This is a genomic window from Kitasatospora aureofaciens, assembly GCF_019192735.1.
GTDB classification, from domain to species: Bacteria; Actinomycetota; Actinomycetes; order Streptomycetales; family Streptomycetaceae; genus Kitasatospora; species Kitasatospora aureofaciens_A.
The window spans coordinates 13,122-31,450 of record NZ_JAHTKP010000010.1; the positions used below are offsets into that span (position 1 = coordinate 13,122).

An 18,329-nucleotide genomic window follows, 5' to 3' on the forward strand; every position below is an offset into this window, starting at 1 on the left:
CGAAGGGCGTTCATCGACGGTATTCGTGGCGGTGCTCATCGAGGGCCGTTCATCGAGGGGCCACATCAGGTGCGCAGCGCGGGTCCCCCTCGGCGCAGCGAGGCTAAACCGGTTCAGGACGAGTGTCAACGACTCGCGCAGCAACCACCCCGGCGGGTGAGCCGAGCCCGGGCGGCGCCGTCGACTCCCGTACGGTCAGCCGCGGCGTCGGCATCTGCAGGTCCCGCCCCGGCCCGGCCTCGTCCACCACCTCCAGCAGGCTGCGCGCCACCTGCTCGCCGAGCGCGAAGGTGTCCCGGCTGAGCGCCGTCAGCGGCGGGTGGACGATCCGGGCGAGCACCGAGTCGTCGAAGGAGACGATCGACAGCTCGCCGGGCACCGCGACGCCCATCTCCCCCGCCACGCCCAGCCCGGCGACCGCCATCACGTCGCTGTCGTAGACGATCGCGGTGGGCCGTCTGGCGCGCGAGAGCAGGGTGCGGGTAGCGGCGGCCCCCTCGGCGTCGCTGAAGTCGGTGGGCACCGAGACGGCCTCCTCCAGCCCGAGCCGGCGCGAGGCGTCGCGCAGCGCGCGGATCCGCCGCTGGGTGTGCTGGAAGTGCGGCAGCCCGGCCAGGTGGGCGATCCGACGGTGCCCGATGGCGGCCAGGTAGTCGACGATCGAGAGCATCGCCTCCCGGTCGTCGGCCCAGATCCGCAGCGGTCCGCCGCCCTTGCCCGGTCCGCCCAGGACGACCGCGGGCAGCCCGAGTTCGTCCAGCACCGGCAGCCTCGGGTCGCGGGTCTGCAGGTCGACCACGATGAAGCCGTCGACCCGGTGCTCGGAGGCCCAGCGCCGGTAGACCTCGATCTCGGCGGCGGTGTCCTCGACGACCATCAGGTGCAGCGCGACGGAGCTGGCCGAGAGCACCGCCTGGAGGCCGGAGAGCAGCTGGCTGAAGAACGGCTCGACCCCGATGGTGCGCGCCGGGCGGGCGATCACCAGGCCGACGGCGTCCGCCCGGGCGCCGCCGAGGGCGCGGGCGGCGCTGTGCGGGCGCCAGTTCATCTCCTCGGCGACCCGCAGGATCCGGGCCCTGGTCGCCTCGCTCACCCCGGGGCGGCCGTTGAGCGCGAAGGACACCGCGCCCTTGGAGACACCGGCCCGGCGGGCGATGTCGGCGATCGTCGGTCTGCCCACAGAACCCGACTCCTCTCTTGACATCCAAGTTTAGGCGGGAGCATAGTCCCTGGCATAGCTAGACCGGTTTAGTAGGTCAGGTTCTGAAACTCGCCACAATCCCCGCGTCGGCGCAACTCCCTGACGCGATCCGCGACACGATCCACGACGCGACCCACCCGACTGAGCACCGACTGAGCACTCATCCCCCACCCACCCCAGGACCGGGAGACCTCATGCGAAGAATCTGGGCGGCACTGACGACGACGGCGGTCACGGCCGCCGCACTCACCGGCTGCGGACTCGGCTCCGGCGACAGCAAGAACGGCGACAGCGTGGCGAGCGCGGCCGCCACCGGCGAGGTCAAGGGCAAGGTCTCGCTCCAGACCTGGGCGCTCAAGCCGAAGTTCACCGACTACGTGCAGGGCGTGATCGACGGCTTCAAGAAGAAGTACCCCGGCGTCGAGGTCGAGTGGCTCGACCAGCCCGGCGAGGGCTACTCCAACAAGGTCCTCAGCCAGGCCGCCGCCGGCAGCCTCCCCGACGTGGTCAACCTCCCGCCGGACTTCGCCCTCCCGCTGGCGAAGAAGGACCTCCTGCTCGACGTCGCCAAGGCGGATCCGAAGCTCGCCGACGAGTACGTCGCGGGCGGCGTCGACGCCTACCGCTTCGCCGGCCAGGACGGCACCTACGGCTACCCCTGGTACCTCAACACCGATGTGAACTATTGGAGTTCGGAACTCCTCGGCACCAACGGCCTGGATCCGAAGAAGCTCCCCACCACCCTGGACGAACTCATCGCCCAGGCCCGGGTGATGAAGGAGAAGTCCGGCGGCAGGACCTACCTGATGAGCCGCAAGCCGGGCATCGGCGACCTCTACAACGCCGGCGTGAAGATCATGGCCGACGACGGCAAGTCCTTCACCTTCAACACCCCCGAGGCCGCCGCACTGCTCGACAAGTACCGCGACGCCTTCAAGGAGGGCCTGCTGCCGAACGACGTCCTGACCAACACCTACGCCGGCAACACCAAGCTCTTCAACTCCGGCACCGCGGCCTGGACCACCGCCGGCGCCAACTACATCACCGCCCTCGCCACCGACAACCCCACGCTCGCCCCGAAGGTCGTCCCCTCCCCCGCGATGAACACCCCGCCGCTGTATGTCCAGGGCCTGTCCATCCCGAAGAGCACCAAGAACCCGGCCGCCGCCGTCGCCCTCGCCCGCTGGGTCACCGACGCCGAGAACCAGGCCTCGCTGGCCCACCTGACCAGCGTCTTCCCGTCCACCAAGGCCTCCGCGAACGACCCGTTCTTCAGCCGGAGCGACGGCACCAACGCGGGCGACGCCAAGGTGATCGCGTTCACCTCGCTGGCCAAGGCGAAGATCATCCAGCCCGTCCAGATCGACGACGCGATGAGCACCGTCATCAACCAGCAGATCGCCCTGGCCATCAGCGGCGACGCGACCTCCAAGCAGGCGCTGGACTCCGCAGTCGAGCAGTGCAACAAGCTGCTCAAGGGCTGATCCCCGAGCACCACACACCGAGCACCGAGCACCGAGCACCGAGCACCGTACCGGCCCGGCGGCGGGCGCCCCCGCCCCGCCGCCCCGGGAATGACCCGCACCACCCCCAGGCCCCAGGAAGGCAACGGCATGACCCACCGGCGATGGTTCACCCCCTGGCTGCTCGCCGGGCCCGCGATCATCTGGCTGGCCGTCTTCAACCTCTGGCCGGCCGTCAACACGGTGATCCTGTCCTTCACCAACGCCAAGCCCCTGGGCGGCGGGCAGTTCACCGGCCTGGAGAACTACGGGCGCATCCTCGACGACGCACAGCTCGCCGACGCCCTGCTCAACAGCATCGTCTTCATGCTGGTCTGCCTGCCCCTGCTGACCGTCCTGCCGCTGCTGCTCGCCCTGCTCGTCCAGCGGAAGATCCCCGGCATCACCTTCTTCCGGACCGCCTTCTACACCCCGGTCATCGCCTCCGCCGTCGTGGTGGCGCTGATCTGGGGCTGGGTGCTGGACGACCGCGGCCTGGTCAACGGCCTGCTCCAGCAGAGCGGTCTGGCCGACTCCCCGGTCTCGTTCCTCACCGACCGCTGGCTCCTCCTCTTCAGCGCGATCGCCCTGACCGCCTGGAAGGGCCTCGGCTATTACATGGTCATCTACCTGTCCGCCCTCGCCAACGTGCCGGGCGAGCTGCACGAGGCCGCCGCCGTCGACGGCGCAAGCCCGTTCCGCCGCTTCTGGCACGTCACCCTCCCGGGGGTGCGGCCGACCATGATGCTGATCTCCGTCCTCATCTCGGTCAACGCCCTGCGCGTCTTCTCCGAGCTGTACGTGCTCTCCAACGGCCAGGGCGGCCCCGGCGGCCGGGACATGTCGGTGGTGATGCTGATCCAGATGTACAGCCGCGGCTTCACCGGCCACCTCGGCTACGCCTCCGCGCTCAGCCTGATGCTGTTCGTGATCACCCTCGGCCCGATGCTGCTCCTGATGCGCCTGAACCGGAAGGCGGCCTGAACCCGTGACCTCCCGCCGTTCACGCCGTCCCGGGGGTTTCAACACCCCCTCCCCTGCTCAGACCGCGGCCCGCTACCTGCTCCTGTTGGTCGTCCTCCTGCTGGTCATCGGCCCGTTCCTGTGGCAGCTCTCGACCTCCCTCAAGGGCCCCACCGAGGACATCTACACCCGCACCCCGAGCTTCCTCCCAGAGGACCTCACCTTCTCCAACTACGCGAAGGTCGCCGACACCATCCCGGTGTGGACCTACGCCCTCAACTCCCTGATCGTCGCGGCCATTTGCATCGCTGGCAACGTGATCGGCTGCACCCTGGCCGGCTACGCCCTCGCCCGGCTGCGCTTCCGCGGCGCCAGGCTGGTGTTCGGCCTCTTCCTCGCCACCCTCGTGCTCCCCGGCGAGGTCACCATCGTCTCCCAGTACGTGCTCGTGCGCAGCCTCGGCCTCGCCGACACCCTGGCCGGCGTCGCCCTGCCCGGCGCGCTCGCGATGCTCAACGTCCTTCTGATGCGCACCGCTTTCGCCGCCGTCCCCGTCGAACTCGACCAGGCCGCCCTGGTGGACGGCGCCAACGTCTGGCAGCGGCTGTGGCACGTCGGCCTGCCGAACGTGCGCGGCATGCTCAGCGTGATCGTCATCTTCACCTTCATCGGCGCCTGGGACGACTTCCTCTGGCCGCTGATCGTGCTCAACGACCCGCAGAAGTACACGCTCACCGTCGGACTCCAGTACCTCAACGGCACGTTCTCCGCGAACCCCCGGCTGATCGCGGCCGGCACCATGATCGCCTTCCTGCCGATCGTCGTGGTGTTCGCCGTCTGCCAGCGCTTCTTCTTCAAGGGCGTCGAGGAGGGAGCCGTCAAGGGCTAGTCCCGGGCCCACCATCCGTTCGCCCCAACCCTGTTGAGGAAGCCAGCAGTCATGACCACCGCCGCACCGAAGGCCCCCCGCTTCGGCGTCAACTACACGCCCACCGCCGGCTGGTTCCACCACTGGCTCGACTTCGACCTCGACGCCGTCCGCGCCGACCTCGACTCCATCGCCGCGCTCGGCCTGGACCACGTCCGGGTCTTCCCGCTCTGGCCGCTGTTCCAGCCCAACCGCACCCTGATCCGCCCGCGCGCCGTCGACCAGCTCGCCGCGCTCGTGGACGCGGCCGGCGAGCGCGGGCTCGACGTCGCTGTGGACGGCCTCCAGGGCCACCTGTCGAGCTTCGACTTCCAGCCCTCGTGGACCCAGACCTGGCACCGGCGCAACCTCTTCACCGACCCCGACGTCATCGACGGCCAGGCCGCCTACCTGCGCACCCTCGCCGAGGCGCTGCGCGAGCGGCCCAACTTCCTCGGCATGACGGTGGGCAACGAGATCGACCAGTTCTCCGGCGACCCGCACCCCGACCCCGACCGGATCACCTCCGACCAGGCCGACGCCTGGCTGCGCCGGATGCTCGCCGCCTGCACGGAGGGCGCGCCCGACCGGCTCCACCTGCACGCCTCCTACGACGCCGCCTGGTACGTCGACGATCACCCGTTCACCCCCTGGCACTCGGCCCGGATCGGCGCCGTCACGGCCGTGCACTCCTGGGTCTTCAACGGCACCGCCCAGCGGTACGGCGCCGCATCCACCGCGACCGCGCAGCACGCCGCCTATCTGGTCGAGCTCTCCAAGGCCTGGGCGGACGACCCGGCCCGCCCGGTCTGGCTCCAGGAGGTCGGCGCCCCCGCGCCGCACATCACCGCCGAGGACGCCGCCCGCTTCACCGGCGCCACCGTCGCGGCCGTCCTGGACTGCCCCGACCTGTGGGGTGTCACCTGGTGGTGCTCGCACGACGTCGACCGCTCGCTCGCCGACTTCCCCGAACTCGAGTACAGCCTGGGCCTGTTGAGCACCGACCGGACGGTCAAGCCGGCCGGCGCCCGGCTCGCCGAGGCCGCCGCCGAGGCGCGTCGCGGCTGGCAGCTGCCCGAGCCGCGCACGACGGCGGTGGTCGTGGCCACCGGCGACGAGGTGACAGCCCCGAAGCGGTCGGCCTGCGGCCCGGGCGGCGCCGTCTTCGAGGCGTTCATGCGACTCGCCGAGGCCGGCGCGCGCCCGACCACCGTCCTCGCCGAACGCGCCGAGGACCGGGCGCACCTCGCCGCGCGCGGAATCACCGAGGTGGTCCACCCGGACGACGTACGTTCTCTCTGACCCTGCTGTTCCGCCCTCAGCCACGCACCCCTCAGCCACGCACCCCTCAGCCACGCAACGGAGCCTGCTGACATGCACGATGACCGCACCCTGGTCGAGTCCCGCCTCAAGCGCGTCCTCGACGAGCGCATCCGCCCTGCCGTCTACCCCCAGTCCGTCCCACTGGGGGTCGGCATCTGGACGGCGCCCGGCGAACCCGTCCCGGTCGCCGAGGGCCTGGCCGCGCCGCGCACCCCGATCGCGGTCGGCGACGCGTGGGGCGCGCCCTGGGGCACCAGCTGGATCACCGTCACCGGCACCGTTCCCGAGGCGTGGGCCGGGCGGACGGTCGAGGCGCTGATCGACCTCGGCTTCGACGCCAACATGCCCGGCTTCCAGTGCGAGGGCCTGGTCTACCGCCCCGACGGCACCCCGGTAAAGGGCCTCAACCCGCAGAACCAGTGGGTGCGGATCGCCGCCCCCGCGGCCGGCGGCGAGCAGGTGCTGCTGCACGTCGAGGCCGCGTCCAACCCGGTCATCCTGGACTACCACCCGTTCCTGCCAACCGAGTTGGGTGACAAGGAGACGGCCGGGGACCAGCCCCAGTACAAGCTCGCCCGGATGGACCTCGCCGTCTTCGACGAGACCGTCTGGCAGCTCGTGATCGACCTGGAGGTGCTCGGCGAGCTGATGGCCGAGCTGCCGGTCGAGAGCGCCCGCCGCTGGGAGATCCTCCGCGCCGTCGAGCGGGCGCTCGACTCCGTCGACCTCCAGGACGTCAACGGGACGGCGACGCAGGCACGTTCGGAGCTCGCCGGGGCCCTGGCCGCGCCCGCCGTGCCGTCCGCACACCGGATCAGCGCGATCGGCCACGCGCACATCGACTCCGCCTGGCTCTGGCCGCTGCGCGAGACCGTCCGCAAGGTGGCCCGCACCACCGCCAACATGACCGCGCTGCTGGAGGACGAACCGGAGTTCCTCTACACCATGTCCCAGGCGCAGCAGTTCGCCTGGATCAAGGAGCACCGCCCCGAGGTGTACGCGCGGGTGCGGAAGGCGGTGGCCGACGGGCGGTTCGTGCCGGCCGGCGGCATGTGGGTCGAGTCGGACACCAACATGCCGAGCTCGGAGGCAATGGCCCGTCAGTTCGTCCACGGCAAGCGGTTCTTCCTCGACGAGTTCGGGATCGAGAACCACGAGGCCTGGCTCCCGGACACCTTCGGCTTCACCGGCGGCCTGCCGCAGATCATCCGCAACGCCGGCTCCAAGTGGCTGCTCACGCAGAAGATCTCGTGGAGCCAGGTCAACAAGTTCCCGCACCACACCTTCCTCTGGGAGGGCATCGACGGGACCCGCATCTTCACCCACTTCCCGCCCGTCGACACCTACAACTGCTCGATGAAGGGCAGCGAAATCGCCCACGCCGCACGGAACTTCAAGGACAAGGGAGTCGCCAGGCACTCGCTCGCCCCGACCGGCTGGGGCGACGGCGGCGGCGGCACCACCCGCGAGATGGTCGCCAAGGCCGCCCGGCTGAAGAACCTGGAGGGCTCGGCGACGGTCCGGTGGGAGCGCCCGGCCGAGTTCTTCGCGAAGGCCGAGGCCGAGTACCCGAACCCGCCGGTCTGGGTCGGCGAGCTGTACCTGGAGCTGCACCGGGCCACCCTCACCAGCCAGGCCAGGACCAAGCAGGGCAACCGGCGCAGCGAGAACCTGCTGCGTGAAGCCGAACTCTGGTGTGCCACCGCGGCGTTGTGCGCCGGCCTGGCGTACCCGTACGAGGAGCTGGACCGGATCTGGAAGACGGTGCTGCTGCACCAGTTCCACGACATCCTGCCCGGCTCGTCCATCGCCTGGGTGCACCGCGAGGCCGAGGCGACGTACGCGGCGCTGGCGGAGGAGCTGGAGACGCTCATCGGGCGCGCCCAGCAGGCCCTCGCGGGCGACGCGGACGGCGGACGCGAGCTGGTGTTCAACGCGGCGCCGCACGCGCGGTCGGCCGTTGCGGCGGGTGGGGCTTCGGCTCCCACCTCCATGGCCGGTGACTGCTCGGTGACGGCGCGGGCGAAGGGCGGGTTCGTCCTGCGCAACGGGCTGCTGGACGTGGTGGTGGACGGCGACGGGCTGGTCGCCTCGGTGGTCGACGTGGCGAGCGGGCGGGAGACCGTCGCTCCGGGCACGCGCGCCAACCTTCTGCAGCTGCACCCCGACTTCCCCAACATGTGGGACGCGTGGGACGTCGACCAGTTCTACCGGAACACGGTGACGGACCTGACAGCTCTCGACTCGCTCACCGTCGTCGCCTCCGACACCGACCGGGTCGAGGTGCGGGTGGCGCGCTCGTTCGGCTCGTCCGCCGTCGTCCAGACGCTCACACTGCGCGCGGGCGAGCAGCGGCTCGACATCGACACCGAGGTCGACTGGCACGAGACCGAGAAGTTCCTCAAGGCCGCTTTCCCGCTCGACATCCACACCGAACGCTACGCCGCCGAGACCCAGTTCGGCCACCTCCACCGCCCCACCCACACCAACACCAGCTGGGAGGCCGCCAAGTTCGAGGCCTGCAACCACCGCTTCGTCCACCTCGACGAACCCGGCTGGGGCGTCGCGCTCGTCACCGCTTCCACGTACGGCCACGACGTCACCCGCACCGTGCGCGACACCGACGGCGGCACGACCACCACCGTCCGCTTCTCCCTGCTGCGCGCACCCCGCTTCCCCGACCCGCAGACCGACCAGGGCCTGCACCGCTTCCACCACGCCCTCGTCCCCGGCGCGGGCATCGGCGACGCCGTCCGCGAGGGCTACCGCATCGGCCTGCCCGAGCGCCGGGTCACCGGGAGCGTGGGAAAGGTGGCACCGCTGGTGGCGCTGGACAACGACGCGCTGGTGGTGAGTGCGGTCAAGCTCGCCGACGACCGGAGCGGCGACCTCATCGTCCGCGTCTACGAGGCGAACGGCGGGCGGGCGCGGGGCCGGCTGTCAACGTTCTTCCCGCTGGACGGGGCGGTGCCGTGCGACCTGCTGGAGCGGCCGTGGGACGGCACGCGCGGGGAGGTGACCGTGGTCGACGGCGGGGTGCGGCTGGCGCTCCGGCCGTTCGAGCTGGTCACGCTGCGGCTCACCGCGGCGGGCTGACCGGGCCCGTGGCGCCTTGCTCTCTCCGCAAGGCGCCACGGCCACTCGCAGCCCCCTACTACGCTGATCGGCGCCCCGCCACCCCGGCCGGGGCCGTCACCGTCCGTCCCCCGCCCCGCCTGGAGCCGTCCGCGATGTCCCTCACCTCCGCGTCCGCCGCCGCACCGCTGTTCGCCGCCGTCGACATCGGCGGGACGAAGATCGCCGGGGCACTCGTCGACAAGCGCGGCAGCCTCCGGGACCGGATCCAACTCCCCACTCCCGCCCGGGAGTCGGGCGAGGCCGTGTTCGCCGTCGTGCGCAAGGTCCTCGACGGGCTGGCCGGCTCCCCCGATTGGGCCGCCGTGTCCGCCGTCGGCATCGGCAGCGCCGGCCCGGTGGACCTCGCCCACGGCACCGTGAGCCCGGTCAACATCCCCGGCTGGCGCGGCTTCCCGCTCGTCGCCGAGGTCGCCGCGCACCCGGCGGTGGCTGCCCGCCACCTGCCCGTGCACCTCGCCGGGGACGGTGTCGCGATGGCCGCCGCCGAGCACTGGCGGGGAGCCGCGCGGGGAGCCGCGAACGCGCTGTGCCTGGTGGTGTCGACGGGCGTCGGCGCCGGGCTCGTCCTGGACGGCGCCGTCCGCCCCGGCCTGAGCGGCAACGCCGGACACCTCGGCCACATCACCGTCGACCTGGACGGCGAACCCTGCCCCTGCGGTTCGCGCGGCTGCCTGGAGGGCATCGCAAGCGGCACCGCGATCGCGCGCCGCGCCCTGGCCGACGGCTGGCGCCCGGCCGGGGACGACCGTTCGGCCCGCGCGGTCGCCGCCGACGCCGAGGCGGGCGACCCGATCGCCCTCGCCTCCTTCGACCGCGCCGCGCAGGCCCTGGCGGCCGGCATCGCCGCCACCGCCGCGCTGGTCGACCTCGACCGCGTGGTGATCGGCGGCGGCGTCGCCACCGCCGGCGACCTGCTGTTCGCCCCGCTCGCCCGCCACCTCGACCGGTACGCCGCACTGCCGTACATCCGCGGCCTCGACGTCCGCCGCGCCGAACTCGGCACCGACGCGGGCCTGATCGGCGCCGCCGCCCTCTGCCGCTGACCCCGGCGCCGACCCCGCAACTCGCCCCGCAACTCGCCCCGCCGCAGAACGCACCGGACGGAAGAGCCGCCATGCCCCCTCCACTACGTCCGCCCAGGCGCCGGGCCGGTCGAACTGACCGGCCCGGTCGCCGAGTTGTTCCGCGCAACCACCTGCAGGCCTGCTCAGGTCGGCAGCGGGTGACCGAACAGCAGGTCGTAGCCGTCCGGAAGCTGGTCGAGCACACGGTCGATCAGCCCGTCCGGGGCCAGGTCGGCCACGGTGCTGAGGACCGCCCCGATGTCCCACTGCGCGGTGGCCGGGGTGGCCCCGTCGATCCAGCCGACGACGGCCTCGACGAAGCGCTCGGCGGTCAGCGGTTCGCCGGTGGGGCGGGCGTCGCGCAGCAGCGAGGCGTAGGTGTCGGGGAGGGCGTCGGCCAGTTCGGCCGGTTCGCCGCCGACCAGGTGCTCGCCGAGCAGCCCGAGCACCACGCGGGCGGCGTGGCCGGCCTCCGCCTCATCGCGGTACTCCCCGCGCTCGACGACGCGGGCGAGAAAGTCCTCCCAGGAAACGGTCATCGCGTCCTCCTTCCGCTCGGTGGGAACCGGCGGGGTCCGCGACGGGCTGCGGCGGCTCAGGAGAGGGGGTGCGGACGAGGAGGAGCCTTCGCAGCCGGTGACCGGCGCGGAACGTACCGGCGCCCGTGCTGCTCAGCGTACTGCGGCCGGCCGGGCGGATCGACGCCGTTGTCGATCACACCCCGGGTCCGGCACGACGCGGCCCGCGGTCGGCCCGCTCTCAGGCCAGGGTCAGCGCGCGCTCAGGCCCGCCCTCAGGCCGCCGCGGCACGACACCGCCTGCGCGTGCGACGCGCCGGAATCGGCCCGCCGGCCCGGGCCGGCGCCCGCTGCGGCAGCGACGAGGTCGGCGCCGAGGTCGGCGCATCGCCCCGCACGGACTCCGCCATAAACCGCGCGAGAAAACGCCGCTCGTTCTGGCTGAGTTTGCGCGAACGGCCGGATTCGCGGTCCCGGGCCACCACCACGGTGCGCGCCCGCATATAAATGAGCGGTTCCCGGCAGACATTCACCACCACGTGCGCGGAACTTCGCCCGAGCCGTTCCACGCTCAGCCGTACCGACAATGGCTCGGGCCGGTGGTGCAACTGCTCCAGGTAATCGATCTCGTGCCGCGCGATGAGGAATCCGGACGGGAAGAGCGATTCCCGGACGGCGGTCGCGTGGTGGCAGAACAGGTCGTAAATCCCCTCCTGGACGTAGCCGACCAGGCGGGCGTTGTTGATGTGTCCGTTCTCGTCGACGGCGCTCCACCGGGTGGGGCAGGTCAGCACGTGCGCGCCCAACTGCGGCGCGCTCACTGCTGCGTCAGCCCGGCGCCGACCGAGGCGGGGAGCAGCGCCCGCTGCAACCTGGCGTAGTAGGCGGCCTGTTCGGTCGCCATCCGGGCGGCCGTCCAGCCCTCCTCGGCGGCCTCGGCGGCGGCCTGGACGACCAGGCTGTCCAGTACCGCGTCGACCGAGCGGCAGAGTTCGGCGACGGCGGCCAGGCGCTCGGTGACGGCGGCGCCGCCGGCGGCATTGCGGGCCGGGAAGGCGGCCAGCGAGTGGACCGCGAGGCGCAGATCGTCGACCGCGTCGGGCTGGTTTTCGGAAAGACAATCGCGCACGTTATTCTCCCGAATTTGGGCACGGCAGGGCTCGACCGTGTTCGAATACACCGGATTACGCCGCAGGGAACGGTGGGATCACCCCCCGGGGCGGAACGGACGCTATCCCAGCCCGGGCGGCCCGCGACAGGTTTGCGGACGGTGACGGGAAACTCACTTCCATTGGAGTAGTTTGCCGGGGCACAAAATATGCCGCATCAGCCGAATGCCCCTACGGTTCGGATCAATTCGCCACCCTCCGCCACCCCTGCGCGCCAGCCCGACGCTCACCAACCACCGCCCCACCAGCGCGCCTTGTAGAGCTGGGTGCCGCGCAGCACGCGGGTGCCCTCCGGCCGGTGCAGGGTGAGGACGGAGGCGCACCAGTCGCAGGGCCCGGTGTGGTCGGGGGCGACGGTGAGTAGCCGTCCGGTGCCGGGCTCGTCGCCGATGCTCTTCACGTCCCGTTCGTCGGCGGGGTCGGCGAGCCGGACGGGGGCGAAGCGGTCGGCGGCCGGGTCGTACCGCCAGAGCCCGGTCGCGGTGCTCACCCAGAACCGTCCGGGTGCTGCGAGCACCGGCGCAAGGTCGTGCCCGCCGGGCTCGGGCAGCCGCCTGCTCCGGACGGTGGTGAGCGTGGGGGCGGCCGGCGTGCCGCCGATCCGGAGAGCGATGAGCCTGTCATCGCCGAGCGCCCAGAGAAGGCCGGTCCGCCGGTCCCAGTGCACGCCGTGCGCGCCGGGGAGCAGGTGGGTGGCGTGCGTCGTGGCGCGCGGGCCCTGCGAGGCGGCGTACAGGCGGACCCACCCGCCGGTGCTGGCGACGACGGCGACGTTGCCGTCGGGGAGCAGCTCGATGCTGTGCGGGTTGGCCGAGCCGCCGACGTCGGTCGCCCAGCGGGTCGCGCCGGTGGCGGTGTCAACGACGACGGCGAGGCCGCCGGAGGCGGTGGCGAGCAGGTAGCGACGCCCTTCCCGGATGCGGCTCTTCGCCTCGTCCGGGTCGGTCCAGCTGCGCGCGGGCCGGAGGTCGGCGAGGTCGGCCGCCCGGTCGGCGCTCCACTCCCAGACGACGGGCAGCCGCGTCGGGCCCTGGTACGCCATCAGCTCCTCGGCGCTCTGCAGGAGCAGCACCCGGCGGGACGCCTGGTCGACGACGGCCACCGCCCACCCGGGCGGCCGGGCATCGGCAGTGGCGGGCGCGCAGAGCAGCAGGCAGCACAGGCCCACCACCGTTGTTCTCGGCACGCCCTCACCGTGCGGGGCCCGGGCCCGCGCCGCCAGCGCGGGGCGGCCGAACGGCCACCGGGATCCCCCGCGCGTACGACTCGCCGAGATCCCCCCGTCAAAGCTTGGTAAAGTCCGGTCAGTTCCCTGGCAGTGCCATTGCACATATCACATTATGCTCCCCATGAGAAAAGTCATCGCCCTGCTCTCGGCCGCCGCGGCCGTCGCCGCCCTCGGCGGAGTCGCCTCCGCCGCCGAACCCGACGCCACCACCCCGGAGGACACCGGACAGGGGAAGCTCGTCTGGAGCTCCTGCAACGACGCCACCACGCCCGCACTGCAGTGCGCGATGCTCGACGTGCCGGTGAACTACGCCGACCCGCACGGCCGCACGATCAAGATCAAGGTGAACCGGCTCCCCGCCACCGCCCCCAAGGACAAGCAGCAGGGCCCGATCCTGCTCAACCCCGGCGGCCCCGGCGACTCCGGACTCTGGATGCCCGCCTACATCTCCGGGCAGATCCCGAAGGACGTCGCCTCCACCTACGACTGGATCGGCTTCGACCCGCGCGGCACGAACGGCAGCGACCCCCATGTCGTCTGCGACGCCCACTACTTCGACGGCGAGCGGCCCGACTACCAGGTGGGCCAAGGGACTTCGAAGGCCTGGCTGAAGAAGGCGGCCGGGTACGCCGCCGACTGCGCGGCCGACTGGTCGTGGCTGCTGCCGCACATGACCACGGTCGACAACGCACGCGACATGGACAGCATCCGACGCGCACTCGGCGTCCCGAAGATCAACTTCTACGGTGGTTCGTGGGGCACCTCGCTGGGCTCGACGTACGGCCAGCTCTTCCCGAAGCACGTCCGCCGGATGGTCCTGGACAGCATCGTCGGCCCGACCATCAGCTGGTACGACCACAACATCCTGCAGGACAAGGAACACCAGCGCCGCTTCGACGCCTTCGCCGCCTGGACCGCCAAGGCCGACTCGGTCTACCACCTGGGCACCGACGCGGCCGCGGTCGAGAAGGCGTACTACCAGGTCGAGGACGCCCTGCGGAAGGACCCGGCCGACGCCGCCCCGGCCCCCGGCAAGATCGGCCCGGCCGAGTTCGAGGACACCTTCTACGGCGGCGGCTACAACTTCCTCCGCTGGCCCCGGATGGCGACCGTGCTCTCGGCCTACCTCACCCAGCACGACACCCGGCCGCTGAACATCGCCTACAACAAGTACGCGGCGCCCGGCGCCGACGACGGCACCTTCCCGGCCTACAACGCGGCCCAGTGCACAGAGAACGCCTGGCCGCGCGACTGGGAGTTCTGGAAGAAGGACCAGGCCAAGGTCAACGCCGAGGCACCCTTCTACACCTATAACAACATGTGGTACAACGCCGCCTGCATGTTCTGGCCCTACCAGGGCAACCCGGCCGGCCGCCTGAAGATCACCGGCAAGGGCGGCCTGCCCCCCGTCCTCCTCTTCCAGGCCACCGAGGACGCCGCCACCCCGTACGAGGGCGGCCTCGCCATGCACGACGCCCTGCCCGGCAGCAAGCTGGTCGTCCAGAACGGCGGCAGCTTCCACGAGATCCTGTTCCACGGCAACGCCTGCCTCGACGACACCTTCACCGCCTACCTCCGCGACGGCAGCCTCCCCCAGGGCACCGGCCGCATCGCCAAGACCTGCGCCCCCGAGGCCGACCCCACCCCCGTCCTCGTGACCCCGCCGCCGACCCTGACCGCCAAGACCGCGGCTCCTGCGGCCCCGCTTTCACCCACCGACCCCGAAGCCATCCACGGCGTCCTGCGGTAGCCGCCCCCGGTGCGCCATCACCCGGCACCGGGTGATGGCGCACTCAGTCCACCCTCGCCCGCCTCCACGCCAGCCACGGCGACCTGGATGCCGCAGTCGCCGTCGGCACCCAACTTCTGGCCACGAGCCCCACCCTCGGATCCGTTCGCGTCCTCCGCCAGCTGGACGGCCTGGGCGAACTCCTCCGTGGGCACCTCGGGTACGGGCCGGTCCGTGAGTACCTGGCACGATTCGACGAAGCGAGCAGAGTCCGGCTCCTGTTGCTCGCCGACATCATCCCGTCGCCTCGGGGAGGTTCATCGTGAGGCCCACACCCACCGACACCGAAGCCTGGAACGCCTACCTCGCCGAGGGCAACGCCCGGCAGGCCCGCAAGCGCGTCTCCGCCGACGTCATCCTTCGCGACGAGGCCGGCCACATTCTGACCGTCAACCCGACCTACAAGGAAGGGTGGGACCTGCCGGGCGGAATGGCCGAGGCCAACGAGCCACCCGACCGGGCGGCCGTGCGGGAACTGCGCGAGGAGCTGGGTCTGGACATCACCATCCGCCAACTCCTGGTCGTGGACTGGGTAGCGCCGCACGGTCCCTGGGACGACCAGATCGCGTTCATCTTCGGCGCCGGTATCCTCGCGTCCGATCTGGCAACCAATCTGCGACCCCACGACGACGAGCTGTCGGAGGCCTTGTTCCTCCCAGCACCCGAAGTCGCCGAGCGCCTGCGTGAACGCCAGCGCAACCGTTTGCTCGCTGCCACGCGGGCACTGGCCGACGGCAGTACCCGCTACCTGCGCGACGGCATGGAACTGTAGGAACTGCGGCGGGTTCGGCTCGGGGAAGCCGAACCCGCCGCTTCCGTCGTGGGCGGACTCAGCCGATGAAGTTCTTGTCGATCAGCAGCCTCAGCACCTCGGGGTACTGGTCGGGGAAGTCCATCGGGACGATGCCGAAGCGGGCCTTCTGGGTCTTCCGCGCGTCGAGGTACTTGAGGACCTCGGGCATGATGAAACGGGCGTTGTGGCGTGGGAAGTTGAAGCCGCCGGCGAAGCTGGTGAAGTTGGTGAACATCTGCTTCGCGGCCGGATTCAGGAACGCCTTGTCGAACTGGGCGGTCACCAGCCGCGCCTTCTGGAAGTTCTCCATGCCGTCCCACCGGTCCTGCGTGTCGAACCAGGTGTTCGCGCCGCTCGACCACTGGATGACCGTCCACGGGTTGTCGAAGTCGGCCACCAGCACGATCTTTCCGCGGGCCTCTCCGAGGGTGGGCCACCAGGGGTTGGTCCAGAACCAGCGCCGGAAGCCGAAGTCGTCCATGTAGAAGTTGAACCGGCGCTGGAACTCCGCCGAGTCGAGCTTGTTGCCGCCCGCGTACTCGTTCCTCAGCCGCATGACCAGGCCCTCGCTCGGATGGGCGCTCAGGAAGGAGGCGCACTGGTTGAGCACGTCCTGGAGCCGGATGTACTGGTAGTTGTCGCTGTGGTAGATCCCCAACTCGCTCGCTGTACCGGCCAGTCCGTTGCAGCGGATGTCCAGGAAGCGGATCCCGCGCCGAAGTTGGTCGGGGATGCCCCAGTTCTGGGTGTGCGACCACTCCGTCCCGTGCATGGGGTCGGTGCAACAAGTGTCGTGGCTGCCCGGGATGGTGAGGCCGGTCAGGGGCACGTGGTCGTTGAGGTGGCGCATCCACTCGTCGTCGTTGACGCCGTTCGCGCGCGGGACGCTCTCGGCGGCAACGGCAGGGACCGCCAGCGCGCCACTGGCCAGGGCGGCGGCTCCGGCCTTCAGAACGGTGCGGCGGGGGGTGAGACTCATCCGTACTCCCATCCTCGGGGTGGTGTCCTCACTTCTTTCCAACGGCCCTTGCCCGCAAGCTGGTTCACCCCCAAACCGGCCCGCCCCCGAACGCGAGCAGGGGGCGGGCAGCAAGCTCAGCTGCCACGCTGATGCGGCCGAACGGGCGAAGATACGTGACCGCACCACCACCCCCGGCGTTGACAGGCCACCACCCCACCCCTCCGGGAGGCTCGTCACCATGCGCACCGCACTGCTCAGCGCCCTGCTCCTCGGCGCCGTCCTGCTCCCCGCCGCCACCGCCGCCGAGGCCGCGCCGGACACCCGCGAGGTGAACCAGGGCTACAGCATCCCCGTCGGCGGCATCACCGACCTCGGCGCCCTGCCCGTCGTCGGCAGCCTCGGGCTGGACTTCGCGCGCCTGCTCGGGCAGTGAGGTCGTCCGCCAAACCCCGTCGCCGTAGCCCCCAGCCCCGCACTATCCTCACCGTGTGACCGTGACTTATGTGATCGATGGCACCCGCGTCGGCACGCTGGAGGACTTCTGGAAGGTCGTCGGGGAGTCCATCGGCTGCGGCGGCTACTTCGGCCGGAACCTCGACGCCTTCGCCGACTGTCTGCGCGGCGGCTTCGGCACACCCGAGGACGGCGACTACGCGATCGAGTGGCGGGACCATGAGGTGTCCCGGCGGAATCTCGGCTACCCGGAGACGGTCCGCCAGCTGGAGGACCGCCTCACCCGCTGCCACCCCACCAACCGCGAGCACGTCGGCGCCGACCTCGCCGCCGCCCGGGCCGGCCAGGGCCCGACCGTCTTCGACTGGCTGGTGAGGATCATCGAGGAGGAGCTCCCGGGCGGCCTCCGCCTGCTCTGACCCCACTCCCTCCGGGGCGCCTCAGAGCGCAGCCGAGCGCCTCAGCTCATCACGTCCGACAGCCGGACGAACCGCCGCCCCGCTGCCAGCAGCGCCGGCACCGCCGCCGCGAAGCCGGGGGCGGTGCCGCCGCCCGGGTGGTTCATGTGGGCGATGACGATCGAGCCCGGCGGGGCCGCCGCCACCTCCTGCCGTACCTCGGAGGCAGTGAGGGTGGCCCCGCCGTCGCCGTTGACGGTGAAGCCCGCGACGCGTTCCCCCAGGTCGGCGACCACCCGGGTGGCGACGTCGTCGTAGTGGGCGGTGCCGGAGCGGAAGAAGCGGGGCGAGTGCCCGAGCAGGCCGGTGAGCTTCTCCGCGTTGCCCGTCACCTCGTCGTACACCTCTCCGGCGTCGCGGGTGCCGGCGATGCCGTAGGCGGAGCGGCCGGTGACGGAGAGGGGGCGGTGGACGGTGCCGTGATTGCCGATCTCGAAGAGCGGGTCGGCGGCGAGGCGGTCGAACTCGGCCCGGTTGGCATCGATCCAGCGGGCGTTGAGGAAGAGCGTGGCGGGCACGGCGTGCGCGCGCAGGAAGTCGATCAGGTCGACGTCGTACCCGTTGCCGCCGGGGCCGCCGCAGGCGTCGAAGGTGAGCGCGGTGGCCCGTTCGCCGCCGGGCAGCTCGGTGATCACCCCGGCCACCTCCAGGCCCCACTCGGTGGGCGCCGCCCCGCCGTACCGCGCGACCACGTCCGCCCTGGTCAGCGCCCGGGGCGCAGCAGGCACGGGCGGCGCTGACGGAGAAGAAGACGCCGACGGAGACACCGAGGCGGACGCCGTAACCGACGGCGCCGCCGAGGCCGTCACCGCCGGAGCCCCCGCTGAACCCCCCACCGCCCCGCCGCCCCTTCCCTCCCCCG

General features: G+C 71.6%; 17 protein-coding genes. 10 read left to right on the forward strand and 7 right to left on the reverse strand.

The annotated features are described in order from the left end of the window. Positions 1-103 precede the first annotated feature (103 nt). The gene (locus KV557_RS12945) at positions 104-1,180 is read right to left on the reverse strand and encodes a LacI family DNA-binding transcriptional regulator (protein ID WP_308129877.1); all 1,077 of its coding nucleotides are present in this window, start codon (positions 1,178-1,180) and stop codon (positions 104-106) included. Positions 1,181-1,395: 215 nt separating this feature from the next. Here KV557_RS12945 and KV557_RS12950 point away from each other — a divergent pair, with 215 nt between their 5' ends. From KV557_RS12950 to KV557_RS12975, 6 genes are all read left to right on the forward strand, one after another. Continuing rightward, the gene (locus KV557_RS12950; protein WP_218200024.1) at positions 1,396-2,685 is read left to right on the forward strand and encodes an ABC transporter substrate-binding protein; all 1,290 of its coding nucleotides are present in this window, start codon (positions 1,396-1,398) and stop codon (positions 2,683-2,685) included. A 129-nt stretch (positions 2,686-2,814) separates the two neighbouring features. After that, entirely contained in the window at positions 2,815-3,687 is an 873-nt protein-coding gene (locus KV557_RS12955) for a carbohydrate ABC transporter permease (protein WP_218200025.1), read from the forward strand. Positions 3,688-3,691: 4 nt separating this feature from the next. Then, entirely contained in the window at positions 3,692-4,555 is an 864-nt protein-coding gene (locus tag KV557_RS12960; RefSeq protein ID WP_218200026.1) for a carbohydrate ABC transporter permease, read from the forward strand. Between the two features lie 51 nt (positions 4,556-4,606). After that, positions 4,607-5,875, forward strand: coding sequence for a glycoside hydrolase 5 family protein (locus KV557_RS12965; protein WP_218200027.1), 1,269 nt, complete (start codon positions 4,607-4,609; stop codon positions 5,873-5,875). Positions 5,876-5,947: 72 nt separating this feature from the next. Next, positions 5,948-8,992 (forward strand): alpha-mannosidase, encoded by a 3,045-nt coding sequence (locus KV557_RS12970; protein ID WP_218200028.1) that lies wholly within the window; start codon positions 5,948-5,950, stop codon positions 8,990-8,992. A 134-nt stretch (positions 8,993-9,126) separates the two neighbouring features. Continuing rightward, positions 9,127-10,077 carry an ROK family protein gene (locus tag KV557_RS12975; protein WP_218200029.1) on the forward strand — a complete coding sequence of 317 codons (951 nt, stop codon included), beginning with the start codon at positions 9,127-9,129 and terminating at the stop codon, positions 10,075-10,077. Positions 10,078-10,241: 164 nt separating this feature from the next. On the opposite strand, the gene KV557_RS12980 is transcribed toward KV557_RS12975, so the two are convergent. The 4 genes from KV557_RS12980 to KV557_RS12995 form a co-directional block, all read right to left on the reverse strand. Continuing rightward, positions 10,242-10,637 (reverse strand): DUF2267 domain-containing protein, encoded by a 396-nt coding sequence (locus KV557_RS12980; RefSeq protein WP_218200030.1) that lies wholly within the window; start codon positions 10,635-10,637, stop codon positions 10,242-10,244. A 254-nt stretch (positions 10,638-10,891) separates the two neighbouring features. Beyond that, positions 10,892-11,437, reverse strand: coding sequence for an acyl-CoA thioesterase (locus KV557_RS12985; RefSeq protein WP_218200031.1), 546 nt, complete (start codon positions 11,435-11,437; stop codon positions 10,892-10,894). Further along, positions 11,434-11,745: a hypothetical protein gene (locus KV557_RS12990; RefSeq protein ID WP_218200032.1), complete on the reverse strand. Its 312-nt coding sequence runs from the start codon at positions 11,743-11,745 to the stop codon at positions 11,434-11,436. Before KV557_RS12990 ends, KV557_RS12985 begins: the two co-directional genes overlap by 4 nt. 266 nt (positions 11,746-12,011) lie before the next feature. After that, positions 12,012-12,971 carry a DUF6528 family protein gene (locus tag KV557_RS12995; protein ID WP_218200033.1) on the reverse strand — a complete coding sequence of 320 codons (960 nt, stop codon included), beginning with the start codon at positions 12,969-12,971 and terminating at the stop codon, positions 12,012-12,014. Between the two features lie 163 nt (positions 12,972-13,134). Here KV557_RS12995 and KV557_RS13000 point away from each other — a divergent pair, with 163 nt between their 5' ends. Together KV557_RS13000 and KV557_RS13005 are read left to right on the forward strand one after the other, a co-directional pair. Next, on the forward strand, positions 13,135-14,763 hold the full coding sequence (locus KV557_RS13000) for an alpha/beta hydrolase (protein WP_256177348.1): 1,629 nt from the start codon (positions 13,135-13,137) through the stop codon (positions 14,761-14,763). Between the two features lie 301 nt (positions 14,764-15,064). Beyond that, positions 15,065-15,574: an NUDIX domain-containing protein gene (locus tag KV557_RS13005; RefSeq protein WP_218200034.1), complete on the forward strand. Its 510-nt coding sequence runs from the start codon at positions 15,065-15,067 to the stop codon at positions 15,572-15,574. A gap of 58 nt (positions 15,575-15,632) precedes the next feature. Here KV557_RS13005 and KV557_RS13010 read toward each other — a convergent pair whose 3' ends face one another. Beyond that, the gene (locus tag KV557_RS13010) at positions 15,633-16,574 is read right to left on the reverse strand and encodes a phosphatidylinositol-specific phospholipase C (protein ID WP_256177349.1); all 942 of its coding nucleotides are present in this window, start codon (positions 16,572-16,574) and stop codon (positions 15,633-15,635) included. A 220-nt stretch (positions 16,575-16,794) separates the two neighbouring features. Here KV557_RS13010 and KV557_RS13015 point away from each other — a divergent pair, with 220 nt between their 5' ends. Further along, a complete protein-coding gene (locus tag KV557_RS13015) occupies positions 16,795-16,989 on the forward strand; it encodes a hypothetical protein (RefSeq protein ID WP_218200036.1) in 195 nt (64 codons plus the stop codon). Between the two features lie 55 nt (positions 16,990-17,044). Then, positions 17,045-17,428 carry a barstar family protein gene (locus KV557_RS13020; protein ID WP_218200037.1) on the forward strand — a complete coding sequence of 128 codons (384 nt, stop codon included), beginning with the start codon at positions 17,045-17,047 and terminating at the stop codon, positions 17,426-17,428. Positions 17,429-17,469: 41 nt separating this feature from the next. On the opposite strand, the gene KV557_RS13025 is transcribed toward KV557_RS13020, so the two are convergent. Then, positions 17,470-18,195, reverse strand: a complete 726-nt coding sequence (locus KV557_RS13025; protein ID WP_308129878.1) for a polysaccharide deacetylase family protein — start codon at positions 18,193-18,195, stop codon at positions 17,470-17,472. Positions 18,196-18,329 lie beyond the last annotated feature (134 nt).